This window comes from Phenylobacterium sp. (assembly GCF_036501465.1).
Lineage (GTDB): Bacteria > Pseudomonadota > Alphaproteobacteria > Caulobacterales > Caulobacteraceae > Phenylobacterium.
Map to the genome: position 1 here is coordinate 1 of NZ_DASYAF010000114.1, position 15,610 is coordinate 15,610.

The following is a 15,610-nucleotide window of genomic DNA, read 5'->3' on the forward strand; positions in this document are numbered from 1 at the left end:
TCCGCCGGCCACGAAACTGGACCGCAAGTTCGGCCTGGGCGAGATCCGCGCGCTGACGCTGGAGGCGGTGAAGCCGCTGGGCCAGGACTACGTGGACATGCTGGCCAAGGCCACGGCCGGCCACTGGATGGACGCCTTCCCGCACAAGGGCAAAGCCGCCGGCGCCTACATGAACGGCTCGGCCTATGACGTGCACCCCTATCTGCTGCTGAACCTCACCGACGACTACGAGAGCCTGACCACCTTCGCCCATGAGTGGGGCCACGCCATGCACACCCTGCTGGCGAACAAGGCCCAGCCCTATGACACGGCGGGCTATCCGACCTTCATCGCCGAGATCGCCTCGACGATGAACGAGCAGCTGCTCAACGACTTCATGCTGAAGGGCGCCAAGACCAAGGAGGAGAAGCTCTACTACCTCGACCGCACCTGCGAGCTTCTGCGCGGCACCTTCTATCGCCAGACCATGTTCGCGGAGTTCGAGCTGGCCATCCATGAGGCGGCGGAAAAGGGCGAGGCGCTATCCGGCGCCAAGATGACCGCCATGTACCTGGCGATCCTGAAAAAATACCACGAGCCGGCGGTGAAGGTGGACGCGGCCTACGGCATCGAGTGGGCCTATCCGCAGCACTTCTACTTCGACTTCTACGTCTTCCAGTACGCGACCTGCGTCTCGGCCTCGACCTTCTTCGCCGACCGGGTGCTGGGCGGAAAGCCCGCCGACCGCGACGCCTATCTGGGCGTGCTGAAGGCCGGCGGCTCGGACTATCCGGTGGCGGTGCTGAAGCGCGCCGGCCTCGACATGACCACGCCCGCACCCTACCGCGCCGTGGTGGCGAAGCTTGGCCGCACGGTGGACCAGATGGAGGCCTTGCTGAAGGCGTGAGGGCGCCAATTCTGTTGACGGATAACCGTCCGTAGGCGGACAATATCACCATGCTTCCAAACGTCGAATTCGTTCTACGGCTGGCGATCGCCGCGGTGCTGGGCAGCCTGATCGGCATCGACCGCGAGCGGCTGCAATGGGCGGCCGGCCTGCGGACCCACATGCTGGTCTGTGTCGGCGCCTGCCTGGCGATGATCGTTTCGGCCTATGGCTTCAACGACGTGCTGTCGGCGCAGCGCATCGTGCTCGATCCCTCGCGGGTCGCCGCCCAGGTGGTGAGCGGCGTGGGCTTCCTGGGCGCCGGTTCGATCATCCTGCGCAACGAGGTGGTGAAGGGCCTGACGACAGCGGCCAGCCTGTGGACCGTGGCCGCCATCGGGCTGGCCGTGGGCTGCGGCCTCTATATCCCCGCGGTCGCCGGCACGGTGATCGTCCTGGTGATCCTGGCCGGGCTGAAACCCATCGAGGAACGGCTGAGCCCCAAGCGCCACTCGGCCGAGATCGCGCTCTCCGCGCCGCGCGGCCAGATGTCGGTGGGTCTGCTGGAACAGGCGCTGGGACGCCACGCCGCGGCCGTCACCCAGCTGGTGGTGAAGCCGGGCGAGGCGGCGGACCGCGACGAGGTCAGCATCGTGCTGGGCAAGGTCGCGCCGCGGGTGGTCGACGAGGCGGTGGCGGCGCTCGCCAAGGCGCCCGGACTGACCGGCGTCCAACTGGTTCGGACCGGCCGGTAGGGCCAATCCACATTCAGCGGTCGCGGCCCCTTCGCTTCCCTCTTCCGTCGAGGAGGAGGGCTTGTGGCGCAGTGGCCCAATTGGAGTGCGTTTTGAGACGACGAGGCGGCAGGGCGACCTGAATGTGGACCGCCCACTAGTCTCCGCGCGCCCTGGATCGGCCCCTAGATCGGCAGGTCGCCGGCCTGGGCGCGGAAGCGCCAGGTGCGGTAGCGGCGCAGGCCGCGGACCAGGAGGTTGGTCGACTGGGCGTCGCCGAAGTCGAGGATCAGGCGCTTCAGGCTGGGCTCGGCCACCAGGCCCGCGGCGTGGCGATAGCGGAACCAGGCGGCGACCCGCTGGCCCTCCTCCTTGAAGGCGGCGGCCTGGTTTTCCACCAGCATCGGGAAGACGATCACCTGCACGGCCAGGGAGACGCCATCCTTGACCTCCTTCAGGTAGCGATAGGAGCCCAGCGGCTGGTCGGCGATCTCGCCCTCGACGCCGGCTTCCTCGTGCGCCTCGACGGCGGCGGCCTCGTGCGGCTTGCGGCCCTCCATCGGCCAGCCTTTGGGGATGATCCAGCGGCGCGTGCGGCGCGAGCTGATCAGCAGGATCGACAGCCGCCGGCCGGTCAGCCGGTACGGCAGGGCGGCGTACTGGATGCCGACGAGGCGGGCGCGCTTCATGCCAATCCGCGCTTCATGCGAAGGCCCATCCGCTGGCTGCGTAGAGCAGGGTCGCCACCAGGCCGGCCATCGGCATGGTGATGACCCAGGCCACCACGATACCGCGCGCCACGCCCCAGCGCACGGCCGATGTCCGCCTGGCGGCGCCCACGCCGACGATCGCGCCGGTGATGGTGTGGGTGGTGGAGACCGGCACGCCGAGATAGGTGGCGGTGAACAGGGTGATCGCTCCGCCGGTCTCGGCGCAGAAGCCCTGCATGGGCGACAGCCGGGTGATCCGCGAGCCCATGGTGTGGACGATGCGCCAGCCGCCCGACAGGGTGCCCAGGCCCATCGCCGCCTGGCAGGCCAGCACCACCCACAGCGGAACGTGGAAGCCGCCGTGGCGGCCGGCGTGGACGTAGAGCAGGACCGCGATGATCCCCATGGTCTTCTGGGCGTCGTTGCCGCCGTGCCCCAGGGAGTAGAGCGAGGCCGAGACGAACTGCAGGCCGCGGAACAGCCGGTCCACCGCCGAAGGCCGGGTCCGGACGAAGATCCAGGAGACGGCCAGCACCAGCACCAGCGCCAGGATGAATCCGAAGGCCGGCGAGACCACGATGCCGGCGGCGGTCTTGCCGACCCCGTTCCAGACGATGGCCTTCAGGCCCGCCTTGGTCAGGCCCGCGCCCACCAGCCCGCCCACCAGGGCGTGGGAGGACGACGACGGGATGCCCGCCAGCCAGGTGACCACGTTCCAGACGATCGCCCCGCCGAGCGCGGCGAAGACCACCCGGTCGGTGACCACGTCCACCGAGACGATGCCGGCCCCCACCGTGTTGGCCACGTGCAGGCCGAAGAACAGGAAGGCGATGAAGTTGAAGGCCGCCGCCCAGGCCACGGCCATGCGCGGCGAAAGCACCCGCGTGGAGACGATGGTTGCGATGGAGTTGGCCGCGTCGTGCATGCCGTTCAGGAAGTCGAACAGCAAGGCGACCGCCACCAGCGACCAGAGGGTGATCGAGACCGCGTCCAACGCCACGGCTCAGAGATGCTCGATGAGGATGCCGCTGATCCCGTTCGAGACGTCCTCGAACCGGTCGATCACCTTCTCCAGGTGATCGAACACCTCGGCGCCGGCGATGAAGGCCATGGGCTTGTCCTGGCTGGCCTTGAACAGCGCCTTCATGCCGGCGTCATAGACCTCGTCGGAGCGGTTCTCGATACGGGTCACCGCCTCGCCGATGGCGTTCAGCCGCTCGGCGTTCCGGCGCATGTCACGCAGGAGTTCGGTCGCCTCCAGGGTCAGGTAGGCGGCCTGGATGGCCAGGTCGCCCAGCTCGCGCATCTCGGGGCGGAACTCCGACATGCCGTAGAGGGTGATGGCCTTGGCGGTCTTCTGCATCTGGTCGATCGCGTCGTCGAGCGAGGTGGTGAGGTCGCGGATGTCGCTGCGGTCGAAGGGGGTGATGAAGGTGCGCCGCACCTTGAGCATCACCGCGCGGGTGATCTCGTCGGCCTCTTCCTCGTGCTGCACGATGACGGCGCAGGCGGCCGCCACGCCGGCGCCGCCGTTCAGCAGGTCGCGCAGGGCCTCGGCGCCCTTCACCAGCACGCGCGCATGGGCGACGAACTGCTCGAAGAAGCTGTCCTCGCGGGGCATCAGGGCCTGGAACCAGCGCATCGACTCACGATCTCCGTTGCGCCGTGGATAGTCGCACGGGCCGGGATGCTCAACGTCGTGTGTGATCGTCCGATAGCGGACGGCTCCAGCGGCGCGCTGTCGGCGTGGGCCGCCGCGGCTCAAAACCCTCGTCGACCCAGGCGGCGCCGAGCGCCTTGGGGCGGGCGTGCGGCTGTCGGACCCTAGACGTCGCCCACGAGCTTGCCGTTGGAGTCGCCCTCGGTCACCCCGAAATCAGTCGACCGTCGTCCGGGCGACGCCAGGTCCACACCCTCGGCCGCAAGACCGAGGCGCAGAAGCTCGCGGACGGCGGCCGCGCGGCTCGGCATCCGGCGCTCGAAACGCCAATCGTCCAGCGCCGCCAGCTCGCTGTCGGTGAGCATGATCTGAAGCCGTTCCCCACGGTTCGCATCAGACATCACGGAATCCCCTGTTCGTACGTGATCCATGACACAAATGCGTAAAGGCAGCAAGGGTTGCTACTTACTCATAAACCTCTTTTAGCGATGTTTCTCCATCCTGCGTCACAACGTCATATTAACACTTTTCCTGAAATTGACGATAAATATACAAGAGTGTCTTCTACGTATTCCTAGGTATCTCAAGCCAGAAATAAAGACTTAATTCCTGCTTTTTGATAATCGAACCGGTTCTTATCTCGGGTAATTCCGTTTATATCTGGCCAACCCTAAAATCCGGGGTTAGATTGATTTTCCTGTTTTGGATTTCTGACCAATGCCCGACGATCCGGCGCCGATCTTCGAAATCTATGTGAACGACGACCGCTACGCCGTGCCGACGCTTCATCTCGTGGCTGCCGAGGACGAGGCGGGCGCGCGCGAGATCATGGACCGCCTGCTGAGGGAGTCGGCGCATCACGTCGGCGCCGAACTCTGCCTGGATGACCGGGTGCTGTTCCGCGCCGGGGCCTACGCCGTCACGCCGCGGGCGAGGCCGTCGCGTGGATTGGGCGGCTTGCAGGATCCCGCGGCCGACTCCCCACCAAGCGCCTAGCCAGAGGGTTCCGCGGCGGACGCGATCCGCAGCTTTGCGCGCCGTCCGACCGGCGGCGCCGCAAGGGCGATACGCTTCATAACGACGCCATAAAACGTCGACGGCCTGGGCGGCGCGGCCTAAGCAGGCCATGGGGATTCCTTCGGTTTGCGGAGCGCGGCATGCGCGTGGCCTTCACGGCGACCATCCTGGCCGCCGCCCTGACCTCCCAGGCCCGCGCCGAGCCGGTGGCGGTCACCTTCGACGACGTGCCCTACCTGTCGCTGACCACGGCGCTGGATTACCAGCAGACCACCACGCGCGAGCTGCTGAGCGGCCTCAGGCGGCGCCACATCCCGGCCATCGGCTTCGTCAACGAGATCAAGCTGGAGGGGCCGGACAAGCCGCAGCGGGTCGCCCTGCTCAGCGCCTGGCTGGCCGCCGGCATGGACCTCGGCAATCACAGCTATTCGCACATCTCGCTGACCGGCACGCCGGTGGCGGCCTACATCGCCGACGTGGCCAAGGGCGAGCGAGTGACCCGCGCCCTGATGGCGGCGCGCGGCGAGGCCCCGCGCTGGTTCCGCCATCCCTACCTTGAGACCGGCACGACGGCTGAGGCGCGCGCCGCCTTCGAGGGCTGGCTGGCGGACCATGGCTATCGCGTGGCGCCGGTCTCCATGGAGAACTCCGACTGGGTGTTCGCCCTGCCCTACGACGACGCGGTGCTGCACGGCGACAGGGCCGAGGCCGAACGCATCCGCCAGTCCTACCTCGACTTCACCGCCAGGGTGGTCCCCTGGTACCAGGAGGCTGCGCAGGAGGTGCTGGGACGCAGGCCCGCCTTCGTGCTGCTGCTGCACGCCAGCCGGCTTAACGCCGACAGCATCGGCGAGCTGGCGAAGATCCTGAAGGCCGATGGCCTGAAGCCGGTGACCCTGCATCAGGCGATGAAGGACCCGGCCTACGCCATTCCTGACCCCTATGTGGGGCCTGACGGGGACGAGTGGGTCGCCCGCTGGTCGCTGGCCCTGCACAAGCCCGTCCCCTGGAAGGCCCTGCCCGAACCCGCGCCCGAGATCGTCGCCGAGGACGCACGGCTCGACGAGGCCTTGACCAAGACCGTGGCGGGCCAATAGCGCCGCCCCGCAAACCCTGTCCTCAAGAGCGAGTCCATCGATGAGATCCGTCCTACGCCGCGTTTTGGGTTGGGCCGCCCCGGCCGTGGCCGGTAGCCTCATGCTCGCGGCCTCAGCCGCCCGGGCCGAAACGCCCAAGCTCGTCGTCGCCATCAGCATCGACCAGTACAGCGCCAGCCTCTTCGACGAATGGCGCACCCGCTATAAGGCAGGCTTGGCGCGCCTGGCCTCCGGCGTCGCCTATTCCGCCGGCTTCCAGACCCACGCCGGCACCGAGACCTGCCCGGGCCACTCCACCCTGCTCACCGGCAAGCACCCCAACAAGACCGGCATCGTCGCCAACACCTATCGCGACCCCGACAGCGGCAAGACCGTCTACTGCGTCAACGATCCGGACATGGTCCTCGCCCACGACCCAATGGCCAATCCGGTGGGACCGAAGCGGCTGATGGCGACCACGCTGGGCGATTGGATGAAAGCCGCCGATCCGAAGAGCCGGGTGGTCGCGGTCTCCGCCAAGGACCGCGCGGCCATCGCCATGGGCGGCCACCACACCGACGGGACCTTCTGGCTGGTGGGTGGCGCGGGGCTCACCACCTACATGCCTCGCGGCGCCGACGGGACGCGGGCGCTCGCGCCGGTGGCGGCCTTCAACAAGCAGATCGCCAAGGTCTGGACGACGAAGCCCCAATGGACCTACGCCCACGCCGACTGCCGCGCGGCGGCGGCCGACTGGACGCTCAACGGCAAGACCTGGTCGTCCAAGCTGCCGCCGGACGACTGGGGCGTCTCGGACGATCCGAAGACCATCGCCGCCGACGCCCTGGCTTCGCCGATCGCCGACGAGTTGACCGGCCAGGCGGCCGAGGCCCTGATCGACCGCTTCCACCTGGGCCACGGCCCCGCGACCGACCTGCTGGCCGTCAGCTTTTCGGCCACCGACTTCGTCGGCCACCGCTATGGCACGCGCGGGCCGGAGATGTGCGAGCAGCAGCACCGGCTGGACGACGCGATCGGCCGCCTGCTGGCCAAGCTGGATAGCTTGAAGGTCCCCTATCTCGTCGTGCTGGCCGCCGACCACGGCGGCTCGGACTTCACCGAGCGGCTGCAGGCGCAGGGCTATCCCGCCAAGCGGGTCTCCGGCTCGGCGATCATGGGCCGGGTCAACAAGGCGCTGATGGCGGAGTTCCACCTGAGCGCCCCGCCGCTGCGCGGCAATGTCGAAGAGGTGAACCTCGAAGGGGTTCCCGATGCGGAGCGGCCGCGCTTGCTGGCGGCCGCCGTCAAGGCCCTGCGCGCCGAACCCGACGTCGCCGGCGCCTTCACCCGCGAGGACCTGCTGGCCACCCCCATCCGCAAGGGCGCGGCGCCGGAGGAGGTCTCCCTGAAGGAGCGCTTCGCGATGAGCGCCTATCCTGGCCGTTCACCCGACATCCTGGCGGCGCTGCAGCCGATGGAGACCACCCTGCCGGCGCGCCCCGGCGACATCGTGGCCGGTCACGGCTCGCCCTGGGACTACGACCGGCGCGTGCCGATCCTGTTCTGGTGGCCGGGCGCCAAGGCCCAATGGCGGTTCCTGCCGATCGAGACGGTGGACATCGCCCCCACCCTGGCGGCGGCCGTGGGCGTGACGCCGCCCGCCGATGTGGATGGCCGCTGCCTGCAGCTGCCACAGACCAGCGGCGTGCAGTGCCCCAAGTGAGCCCGGTCCCGCCAGGCTCCCGAGCCTAGTCGATGTCCAGCTTCATCGGCGTTTTCGCCAGGCGGATGCGTCTGGCGCCGGGCTGGGCGGCGGGCGTGTAGGTGGGCTGGCCCTTGACGATCGGCAGCGGCGCCTTGCGGCCGTCGGCGAACTCGATCTCGCCGGAGCCCGCGCCGACAAAGACCACGTCATCGAGTTTCGGCATGGCGAGCGCCAGGATGCCGGCCGCCTTCTTCGACCCCGTCGCCGCCTGGGCGATGGCCTCGGCCAGCTCGCGGGCGTCGAGATCGGTCGCCGGCGCGACGAGCGGCTCAATGCCGAGCGTGATCTGGACCTTGGTCGCCGCGTCGACGCCGAGCTCCAGCTTGCCGTGGTCCAGCTCGGCCAGGGTCGGCAGGCGGCCCACCTTGCCGTTGGCGTCGAGCGGCAGGGGCATGCGCTTGCCGTCGGTGACGATCCAGGCGGGAACGCTGAGCGGCTGGCCGCCGGTTTTCAGGTAGTAGGCGGCCGTGAAGCGGCTACGCTCGGCCGCAGGCAGCTTCAGGTAGTTGGAGGCCAGGGGAAAGACCTTGCCGGCGTCGACCAGCTTGCTGGCCGCCTCTGCGTGCGGAGCCGCCACGCCGAACGCGATCAGCGCCGCCAGCCCCATCCCTAAGCGACGCATCCGGCCTCCTCTGTCTTAATGATCTGGCCGGGCGCTCAACCGTTCGGCGGGCGCACCGGCTCGGCGAAGGTGTCGCCCAGGTAGACGCGGCGGACCTCGGGGTCGTCGACGATCTCGGACGGGGCGCCTTCGAACAGCACCTCGCCGGCGTGGATGATCGAGGCGCGGTCGATGATGTCCAGCGTCTCGCGCACATTGTGGTCGGTGATCAGGATGCCGATGCCGCGGCGCTTCAGATAGGCGATCACCTCGCGGATGTCGGCGATGGCCAGGGGGTCGATGCCGGCGAAGGGCTCGTCGAGCAGCATGAAGCTGGGCTCGGAGGCGAGCGCGCGGGCGATCTCCACGCGGCGGCGCTCGCCGCCCGACAGCGAGATGGCCGGGGCGCCGCGCAGGTGCTCGATGTGCAGCTCTTCCAGCAGCTCGGTGACCATGGCCCGGGCGCGCTTGCTGTCGCGCTCGCGCAGCTCGACCACGGCCATGACGTTCTCGCCCACGGTCATGCCGCGGAAGATCGAGGTCTCCTGCGGCAGGTAGCCGACCCCCATTCGCGCGCGCTGGTACATGGGCTGGGCGGTGATGTCCTCGCCGTCCAGGTAGATCGCGCCATAGTCGGCCGGGATCAGGCCGGTGATCATGTAGAAGCAGGTGGTCTTGCCCGCGCCGTTGGGGCCGAGCAGGCCAGCGACTTCCCCGCGCGCCAGGCGCAGGCTGACGCCCTTCACCACCGGGCGGCCGCGGAACGACTTGCCGATGTTGTCGACCACCAGGCCCTCGCCGGCGGCGCCGGGGGCGGTTTCGATACGTTCGATCTTCAAGTCCTGACCGGTCCTGTCACTGAGAGGACTTCTTCTTCTTCGGCTTGGCGGGCTGCGACGCGTCCTTGGTCGTCGCGCCACCCTGAGCGCCAGCCGCCGGAGCGCCAGCTCCTTGGGCGTTCTGGTCGTTGTCCCTCGGATAGATCACCGTGGCGACCCGGTTGGTCTTGTTGGCGCCCGTGGTCGCCCCGACCATATGGCCTTCGCCGGTCTGGTTGTTCATCACCATCCGGGTGCCACGCAGGACGTTGCGGTTCTGGACCGCCACCACGTTGGAGCCCGTCACGGTCAAGGTGTCGGAGCCGGCCTCCCAGAACGCGTCGTCGCCATGCACCCGCTCGCGCGGATTGGCGTAGTAGACCGAGCCATGCGCCTCGATCCGCTTGAGGTTGCCGCAGGACGACGCCGTGCCCGTCACGCCATCCTTGGCGGCTACGGCCGGCTTGGAGCCCTTCGGCGCGACCTCGGTGAAGACCTTGAGCACGTCGGCGCGCAGGTGGGCGTCGTCCTGCAGCGCCTCGACGTTGCCGGTGTAGGTCGCCACGCAGTTGTTGTTGTCGGTCTTCAGGTCGTCGCTGTCCGCCCGGATCGGCGCGTTCGAATTGGTCGCGAGCTGGGCCGCGGCGGGGCCGGCGAACGGCAAGGCCAGGACGAGCGCCAGGGGCAGAAGGCTCTTCATCGGACTAGTGGCCACTCGCTTGCTTCTTGGGGATCAGGACCGTGTGAACCCGTCCGTGGAATTCCATGGAAGCGCCCTGGTCGTGGACGGCATAGGACTTTGCCTGGATTTCGCCAAGGAACCCTGCCCCGTGAACGGCGACGGAGCCAGTCAGTTCTTCGGTCTTGGTGTCGAACACCGAGGAGTCCGTGTCGACCGCGCCACGGGCGCCGGACAGCCGCACGCCGTGGCTGACCTCCAGCAGGCCGGTGTCCTCGTGATAGATTCCGGAGCCCGAGGTGATGTGCAGGGGATCGGTTCCGTCGGCGTCCATGACCAGCACCGGCTTGTCGAGGAAGACGCGGTTGTAGTTGGACGAATCGCGCGTGGCGGTGACCGAGGTCAGGACGAAAGGCCGTCCGCGGGCGTCGCGCCCCACGAAGTGCGGGTTGATCAGGCGGATCGGGTCATTGGCGTTGCCGGGCGTCACCCGGCGCGTGGTCAGCGCGTTGTAGGCGACAGAGGCCGCCAGCCCCGCCAGGATCAGTCCGATCACCAGCGGCAGCAGCAGGCGCAGGCCATGGATCACGCGCGAGCGACGCCGCCAGGCCTGGATCGAGGTCCGGCGCGGCCCGGAGGCCGAGGAGGCGCTGAGCGCGGAAAGGTCGGAGGCCGTGGTCATGCTCAGCTGTGGGCGAAGATGTCCATGTCTTCCCAGCCCCGGACGTCCAGCAGCGCGCGGTGCGGGAGGAACTCGAAACAGGCGCGCGCCAAGCCGTCGCGGCCCTCGCGCACCAGCATCTCGTCCAACTTCGCGCGCAGCTCGTGCAGGTGCAGCACGTCGGAGGCCGCATAGGCCACCTGGTCCTCGCTGAGCGTGGGCTGGCCCCAGTCGGAACTCTGCTGCGCCTTGGAGATGTCGAGGCCGAGCAACTCCTTCGTCACGTCCTTGAGGCCGTGGCGGTCGGTATAGGTGCGCGCCAGCTTGGACGCGATCTTGGTGCAGTAGACAGGGGCGGTCACGACCCCAAGATGCAGCCAGAACATGGCGATATCGAAGCGGCCGTAGTGGAAGATCTTGGTGACGGCCGGATCGGTGAGCAACCGCTTCAGGTTGGGCGCGTGATAGGCGGACCGGTCGAGCTGGATGACATGGGCCTCGCCGTCGCCGGCCGAGAGCTGCACGACGCACAGGGGGTCGCGGCCGAGCCGCAGGCCCATGGTCTCGGAATCCACGGCGACCACCGTCGCCCCGGCCAGGACTCCGTCCGGCAGGTCGCCCGAATGCAGGAAGGTGGTGACCTTTTTCAACGGGCGCTCCGCCAAATCAGCTGGGCCTCAATATAGAGCCGGCGGGCGCCCTGGTAAGGGGCGCCGTGATTCCCTGATGACTGGGACGCCCGGGCGGTGCGAACACGTCACCCCAAACCGATGGTGCCCAGGAAAGGACTCGAACCTTCACGGCCGTTAAGCCACTGGCACCTGAAGCCAGCGCGTCTACCAATTCCGCCACCTGGGCCCGATCCGTCGGATCGCGCGAGCCGGCTTCCTTATAGCCCCGCCTGCGCCCGGTCAACGCCCCGCGCGAAGGACTTGCGAGCGGCGGATTGCAGCAGCGGGCGGCTTCGTCTATCGGCATCGTCATGCAGAACCTCGTCACCGTCTTTGGCGGATCCGGCTTCGTAGGCGGCCAGGCCGTGCGCCAGCTCGCCAAGGCGGGGTGGCGGATCCGGGTGGCGGTGCGCAATCCCGGCAAGGCCTACGCCATGCGGCTGCACGGCGACGTGGGCCAGATCGACATCGTCCAGGCCAATGTGCGCAACGAGCCGTCTCTGCGCCGGGCGCTTTCGGGCGCGCACGCGGCGGTGAATCTGGTCGCCGTGGCGCGCGAGAGCGGCCGCCAGGGGTTCCAGGCGCTGCATGTCATGGGCGCGCACAATGTGGCGACAGCCGCCAGGGCCGAGGGCGTGGGCCGCCTGGTGCAGGTCTCGGCCCTCGGGGCCGACGCCCATTCGGCTTCGAAATACGCCCGCACCAAAGCCGACGGCGAGGCCGCGGCGCGCGCGGTCTGTCCTGACGCGGTGGTGCTGCGCCCCTCGGTGGTGTTCGGGCCGAAGGACGACTTCTTCAACCGCTTCGCGGCCATGGCCGCGATGAGCCCGGCCCTGCCGCTGGTGGGCGGCGGCCTGACGCGCTTCCAGCCGGTGTTCGTGGGCGACGTGGCCAAGGCCATCGCCCGCGCGGTCGCCGATCCGGCCTGCGCAGGCCGGACCTATGAGCTGGGTGGCCCGGCCACCTTCACCTTCCGCCAGCTCATGGAGCTGCTGTTGGCGCAGATCGACAAGCGGCGCATCCTCCTGCCCCTGCCGTTCGCGGCGGCCGGCCTGATCGGCAAGGCGTGCGACGCGGCCGATGGCCTGGCGGGCGTGGCCGGGCTTTCCCTGCCCACCCCGATCACCGCCGACCAGGTGATCCTGCTGAAGATGGACAATGTGATGAGCGGCGCCCATCCGGGCCTCTCGGACCTGGGCGTTGCGCCCACGACCCTGGAAGCGGTGCTGCCGAGCTATCTGTACCGCTACCGCAAGGGCGGCCAGTACGCCGACCAGGAAGACCGCGAATACGCCGCCATCTGAGACGGCGGGACGCTTCTAAAGGTCGTGGTTTCGTGATGAGGTCAGTTCCGAGGGGGACCTGACCATGAGCGAGACCGTCGGCGACTGGCCGCGCAAGACGCGCGAACTGCACAACCACCACATGGACTCCACGGTCTGGAACGATTTCGCGTTCCGCGACGACGACGTGATCGTCTCCACCTATGCCAAGTCCGGCACCACCTGGACCCAGCAGATCGTGGCCGAACTGATCTTCCAGGGCTCCGGCCCGGTGAACATCAACGAAATCTCACCCTGGTGGGACATGCGCATCATACCGCCCGAGGTGCGCGCCATGGTCGCCGCCCAGACCCATCGCCGGATGATAAAGACCCACCTGCCGGCCGACGCCCTGGTGGTCTCGCCCAAGGCCAAATACCTCTACGTGGCCCGCGACGGCCGCGACGTGGTCTGGAGCCTCTACAACCACCATTCAGGCTTCCTGCCCGAGGTCTACGACGTCTTCAACAACACGCCGGGCCTGGTCGGTGAGGGCCTGGCGCCGCCCGACCCCGATATCCGCAGCTACTTCAACACCTGGCTGGAGCGGGACGGCTATCCGTTCTGGTCGTTCTGGGAGAACACCGCGAGCTGGTGGGCGCTGCGGAACCTTCCCAATGTGCGGCTGGTGCATTTCGCCCGCCTGAAGGCCGATCTCGAGGGCGAGATGCGGTCCATCGGCGATTTCCTGGAGATCGAGACGCCGCAGGCGCGATGGCCGTCGCTCGTCGAGCACTGCACCTTCGACTACATGAAAGCCCACGCGGCCCGGTTCGCCCCCCAAGGCGGCCACCTCTGGGAGGGCGGCGCCGCGACCTTCATCAACAAGGGGACCAACGGCCGCTGGCGCGAGGTGCTTTCGCCGGCCGAGAGCCTGGCCTACGAGCGGATGGCGCAGGAGAAGCTGGGGGCGGACTGCGCCCGCTGGCTGATGACCGGCGAAGAAGCCTAGCGCAGGAACAGGAGCGCCAGGCCCGCACCGCCGATGACGATCCTGAGCCAGCCGAACGGGGCATAGCCGCGCCGGGTGACGATCGCCAGCATGGCGCGGATCACGAACAGGGCGACGACGAAGGAGACCGCGAAGCCCACGGCGATCAGGCCGGTATGGCCGACGCTGGTGAGTTCGTGGCGGCTTTTCCAGGCGTCGACGGTGAAGGCCCCGGCCATCACCGGGATGGCCAGCAGGAAGGAGAACTCGGCGGCGGCGCGCTTCTCCACGCCCATCAGCATCGAGCCCACGATGGTGGCGCCGGAGCGCGAGACGCCGGGCACCAGCGCCAGGCACTGGAAGAGACCGATGATAAAGGAGGTGCCGATCGGCAGGGCCATGACGTCACGCCGCGTCGGATAGGGCGCGAAGCGGTCGATCAGCAGCAGCACCACGCCGCCGATGATCAGCATGATGCAGATCAGCCTGGGACTCTCGAACAGCACCGACTTGATGATGTCGTGCAGGCCCAGCCCCGCCACGGCGGCCGGCAGGAAGGCCACCAGGATGGAGAACACGAACGCCCGCGCCCTTGGCACCGTCGGCACCAGGACCGCGATGCTCCACAGCCGTTTGAAGTAGAGCACCACCACGGCCAGGATCGCGCCCAGCTGGATCAGGACGGTGAAGGTTTCCCAGAACGGCCCGGTGATCCCCAGGGCTTGCTGGGAGAGCAGCAGCATGCCGGTCGAGGAGACAGGGATGAACTCGGTGAGTCCCTCGATGACGCCGAGGATGACCGCATAGATCCAGTCGTTCATGTCGAGCCCCGCCCCTAGGCAGCACGAATCTCGCGCTCCCAGCGTTCAGGAAAGCTGAACCTTGGTGAACAACCCGTTTACCGTCGCCTTCCGGGGCTTTCCCGCTTCACGCGACCGGTCCCGGCGGTATATCCCGAGGGCGGACGACCTGAGATCAGTGACCATGACTTCGGCGCAGAGCCGGGACCCCAACGCCGCCATCCAGGCCGCCCTGCAGCGCGGCGACCGGGCCGGCGCGCTCGACCTGCTTGCCGAGGCGGAGGCCGCGGCGCCGCTGGACAAGGCGCTGAAGATGCAGCGCGCCATGATCCGCCGCACCATGGGCGACCTTCCGGGCGCGCTCGCCGCGCTCGATGACGCCCTGCAGCTCGACCCCTACGACTTCGTGGCCCTGCTCTCGAAGGCCGCCCTGACCGAGCGGACGGCGGGGGAGCGGGCGGCGACGGCGATCTACCGCAACGCCCTGCTGGTCGCGCCGCCGGACGAGGAGCTGCCCGCGCCGCTGCGCGCGCCGGTGGAGCGGGCCCGCGAGGTGGTGGCCAGGACCCGCCAGGCGCTGGAGGACCATCTGCGCACCGAGACCGGCGCGATCGAGGCCGACATCTCCGGCGACGCGCGCCGGCGGTTCGAGGAGAGCATCGGCGTCTTCTCCGGCCGGCTGAAGGTCTACAACCACGAGCCGCTGCTGCTGCACTATCCCCGGCTGCCGGCGATCCCGTTCTACGACCGCAGCCATTTCCCCTGGCTGGAGGCGCTGGAGGCGGCGAGCGCGGTCATCGCCGGCGAACTTCAAGGCGCGTTGACAGCGGCCAAGGACGACTTCGCCCCCTACATCGCCTATCCCAAGGGCGCGCCGGTGAACCAGTGGGGCGAGCTGAACCACTCCGCGCGCTGGAGCTCCTTCTTCCTGTGGAAGGACGGGACGCGCCAGGACGGCGCGTGTTCGCTATGCCCGCAGACCGCGGCCATCCTGGAGCGGCTGCCGCTGGCGATGCTGCCCGGCTATGCGCCGACCGCCATGTTCTCGGCGCTGGACGCCCACACCCACATCCCGCCGCATACCGGCTCGACCAATGTGCGCGCGCTGTGCCACCTGCCGCTGATCCTGCCCGGCCCGGCGCGCTTCCGGGTCGGCAACGAGACCCGCGAGTGGAAGCTGGGCGAGGCCTGGGTGTTCGACGACACCATCGAGCACGAGGCCTGGAACGACAGCGATCAGGTGCGAACCATCCTGATCTGTGACATCTGGAACCCGCGACTGGCGGAAGAGGAGCGGGCG

Annotated in this window: 18 protein-coding genes and 1 tRNA gene; 8 read left to right on the plus strand and 11 right to left on the minus strand. The window is 68.6% G+C overall.

Features of this window, described 5'->3' with window-relative positions; translation table 11 throughout:
* Together VGL85_RS12550 and VGL85_RS12555 are read left to right on the plus strand one after the other, a co-directional pair.
* The coding region (locus tag VGL85_RS12550) for a M3 family metallopeptidase (protein WP_331589283.1) at window positions 1-886 on the plus strand (886 nt) is incomplete at its 5' end.
* A 50-nt stretch (window positions 887-936) separates the two neighbouring features.
* Window positions 937-1,620, plus strand: a complete 684-nt coding sequence (locus VGL85_RS12555; RefSeq protein ID WP_331589284.1) for an MgtC/SapB family protein — start codon at window positions 937-939, stop codon at window positions 1,618-1,620.
* 164 nt (window positions 1,621-1,784) lie between these two features.
* Here VGL85_RS12555 and VGL85_RS12560 read toward each other — a convergent pair whose 3' ends face one another.
* The 4 genes from VGL85_RS12560 to VGL85_RS12575 form a co-directional block, all read right to left on the minus strand.
* On the minus strand, window positions 1,785-2,288 hold the full coding sequence (locus tag VGL85_RS12560; RefSeq protein ID WP_331589285.1) for an NUDIX hydrolase: 504 nt from the start codon (window positions 2,286-2,288) through the stop codon (window positions 1,785-1,787).
* Between the two features lie 13 nt (window positions 2,289-2,301).
* Window positions 2,302-3,309 carry an inorganic phosphate transporter gene (locus tag VGL85_RS12565; RefSeq protein WP_331589286.1) on the minus strand — a complete coding sequence of 336 codons (1,008 nt, stop codon included), beginning with the start codon at window positions 3,307-3,309 and terminating at the stop codon, window positions 2,302-2,304.
* 3 nt (window positions 3,310-3,312) lie between these two features.
* Window positions 3,313-3,951 (minus strand): DUF47 domain-containing protein, encoded by a 639-nt coding sequence (locus VGL85_RS12570; protein WP_331589287.1) that lies wholly within the window; start codon window positions 3,949-3,951, stop codon window positions 3,313-3,315.
* Between the two features lie 182 nt (window positions 3,952-4,133).
* Window positions 4,134-4,370: a hypothetical protein gene (locus tag VGL85_RS12575; RefSeq protein WP_331589288.1), complete on the minus strand. Its 237-nt coding sequence runs from the start codon at window positions 4,368-4,370 to the stop codon at window positions 4,134-4,136.
* 316 nt (window positions 4,371-4,686) lie between these two features.
* Between VGL85_RS12575 and VGL85_RS12580 the strand changes: the two genes are divergently transcribed.
* The 3 genes from VGL85_RS12580 (at window position 4,687) to VGL85_RS12590 (ending at window position 7,785) form a co-directional block, all read left to right on the plus strand.
* On the plus strand, window positions 4,687-4,965 hold the full coding sequence (locus tag VGL85_RS12580; protein WP_331589289.1) for a hypothetical protein: 279 nt from the start codon (window positions 4,687-4,689) through the stop codon (window positions 4,963-4,965).
* 161 nt (window positions 4,966-5,126) lie between these two features.
* Window positions 5,127-6,083, plus strand: a complete 957-nt coding sequence (locus VGL85_RS12585; protein WP_331589290.1) for a polysaccharide deacetylase family protein — start codon at window positions 5,127-5,129, stop codon at window positions 6,081-6,083.
* 85 nt (window positions 6,084-6,168) lie between these two features.
* On the plus strand, window positions 6,169-7,785 hold the full coding sequence (locus VGL85_RS12590) for an alkaline phosphatase family protein (RefSeq protein ID WP_331589291.1): 1,617 nt from the start codon (window positions 6,169-6,171) through the stop codon (window positions 7,783-7,785).
* 25 nt (window positions 7,786-7,810) lie between these two features.
* Here VGL85_RS12590 and VGL85_RS12595 read toward each other — a convergent pair whose 3' ends face one another.
* The 6 genes from VGL85_RS12595 to VGL85_RS12620 all read right to left on the minus strand — a co-directional run bounded on the left by VGL85_RS12595 (window position 7,811) and on the right by VGL85_RS12620 (window position 11,444).
* Entirely contained in the window at window positions 7,811-8,449 is a 639-nt protein-coding gene (locus VGL85_RS12595) for a hypothetical protein (RefSeq protein WP_331589292.1), read from the minus strand.
* Between the two features lie 35 nt (window positions 8,450-8,484).
* The gene (gene lptB / locus VGL85_RS12600) at window positions 8,485-9,252 is read right to left on the minus strand and encodes an LPS export ABC transporter ATP-binding protein (RefSeq protein WP_331589300.1); all 768 of its coding nucleotides are present in this window, start codon (window positions 9,250-9,252) and stop codon (window positions 8,485-8,487) included.
* A 31-nt stretch (window positions 9,253-9,283) separates the two neighbouring features.
* Entirely contained in the window at window positions 9,284-9,961 is a 678-nt protein-coding gene (locus tag VGL85_RS12605) for an LptA/OstA family protein (protein WP_331589293.1), read from the minus strand.
* Window positions 9,951-10,607, minus strand: coding sequence for an LPS export ABC transporter periplasmic protein LptC (lptC, locus tag VGL85_RS12610; RefSeq protein ID WP_331589294.1), 657 nt, complete (start codon window positions 10,605-10,607; stop codon window positions 9,951-9,953). Before lptC ends, VGL85_RS12605 begins: the two co-directional genes overlap by 11 nt.
* A gap of 2 nt (window positions 10,608-10,609) precedes the next feature.
* Window positions 10,610-11,236, minus strand: a complete 627-nt coding sequence (locus VGL85_RS12615; RefSeq protein ID WP_331589295.1) for a ribonuclease D — start codon at window positions 11,234-11,236, stop codon at window positions 10,610-10,612.
* A 121-nt stretch (window positions 11,237-11,357) separates the two neighbouring features.
* A tRNA-Leu gene (locus VGL85_RS12620) sits at window positions 11,358-11,444 on the minus strand.
* A gap of 124 nt (window positions 11,445-11,568) precedes the next feature.
* On the opposite strand from VGL85_RS12620, the gene VGL85_RS12625 reads away from it, so the two are divergent.
* Window positions 11,569-12,561 carry a complex I NDUFA9 subunit family protein gene (locus tag VGL85_RS12625; RefSeq protein WP_331589296.1) on the plus strand — a complete coding sequence of 331 codons (993 nt, stop codon included), beginning with the start codon at window positions 11,569-11,571 and terminating at the stop codon, window positions 12,559-12,561.
* 64 nt (window positions 12,562-12,625) lie between these two features.
* A complete protein-coding gene (locus VGL85_RS12630) occupies window positions 12,626-13,531 on the plus strand; it encodes a sulfotransferase domain-containing protein (RefSeq protein WP_331589297.1) in 906 nt (301 codons plus the stop codon).
* On the opposite strand, the gene VGL85_RS12635 is transcribed toward VGL85_RS12630, so the two are convergent.
* Window positions 13,528-14,331, minus strand: a complete 804-nt coding sequence (locus tag VGL85_RS12635) for an undecaprenyl-diphosphate phosphatase (protein ID WP_331589298.1) — start codon at window positions 14,329-14,331, stop codon at window positions 13,528-13,530. The two genes, VGL85_RS12630 and VGL85_RS12635, sit on opposite strands and share 4 nt — an antisense overlap.
* Window positions 14,332-14,494: 163 nt before the next feature.
* On the opposite strand from VGL85_RS12635, the gene VGL85_RS12640 reads away from it, so the two are divergent.
* Window positions 14,495-15,610: aspartyl/asparaginyl beta-hydroxylase domain-containing protein (locus VGL85_RS12640; protein ID WP_331589299.1), on the plus strand; the 1,116-nt coding region annotated here is incomplete at its 3' end.

What these genes read in the sequence shown, in the direction of transcription:
- VGL85_RS12585 (WP_331589290.1), top strand. Translation starts at nt 5,127, where the DNA reads ATGCGCGTGGCCTTCACGGCGACCATCCTGGCCGCCGCCCTGACCTCC.
- VGL85_RS12570 (WP_331589287.1), bottom strand. Translation starts at nt 3,951, where the DNA reads ATGCGCTGGTTCCAGGCCCTGATGCCCCGCGAGGACAGCTTCTTCGAG.
- VGL85_RS12625 (WP_331589296.1), top strand. Translation starts at nt 11,569, where the DNA reads ATGCAGAACCTCGTCACCGTCTTTGGCGGATCCGGCTTCGTAGGCGGC.
- lptC (WP_331589294.1), bottom strand. Translation starts at nt 10,607, where the DNA reads ATGACCACGGCCTCCGACCTTTCCGCGCTCAGCGCCTCCTCGGCCTCC.
- VGL85_RS12580 (WP_331589289.1), top strand. Translation starts at nt 4,687, where the DNA reads ATGCCCGACGATCCGGCGCCGATCTTCGAAATCTATGTGAACGACGAC.
- VGL85_RS12560 (WP_331589285.1), bottom strand. Translation starts at nt 2,288, where the DNA reads ATGAAGCGCGCCCGCCTCGTCGGCATCCAGTACGCCGCCCTGCCGTAC.
- VGL85_RS12575 (WP_331589288.1), bottom strand. Translation starts at nt 4,370, where the DNA reads ATGTCTGATGCGAACCGTGGGGAACGGCTTCAGATCATGCTCACCGAC.
- VGL85_RS12635 (WP_331589298.1), bottom strand. Translation starts at nt 14,331, where the DNA reads ATGAACGACTGGATCTATGCGGTCATCCTCGGCGTCATCGAGGGACTC.
- VGL85_RS12555 (WP_331589284.1), top strand. Translation starts at nt 937, where the DNA reads ATGCTTCCAAACGTCGAATTCGTTCTACGGCTGGCGATCGCCGCGGTG.
- VGL85_RS12630 (WP_331589297.1), top strand. Translation starts at nt 12,626, where the DNA reads ATGAGCGAGACCGTCGGCGACTGGCCGCGCAAGACGCGCGAACTGCAC.
- VGL85_RS12595 (WP_331589292.1), bottom strand. Translation starts at nt 8,449, where the DNA reads ATGCGTCGCTTAGGGATGGGGCTGGCGGCGCTGATCGCGTTCGGCGTG.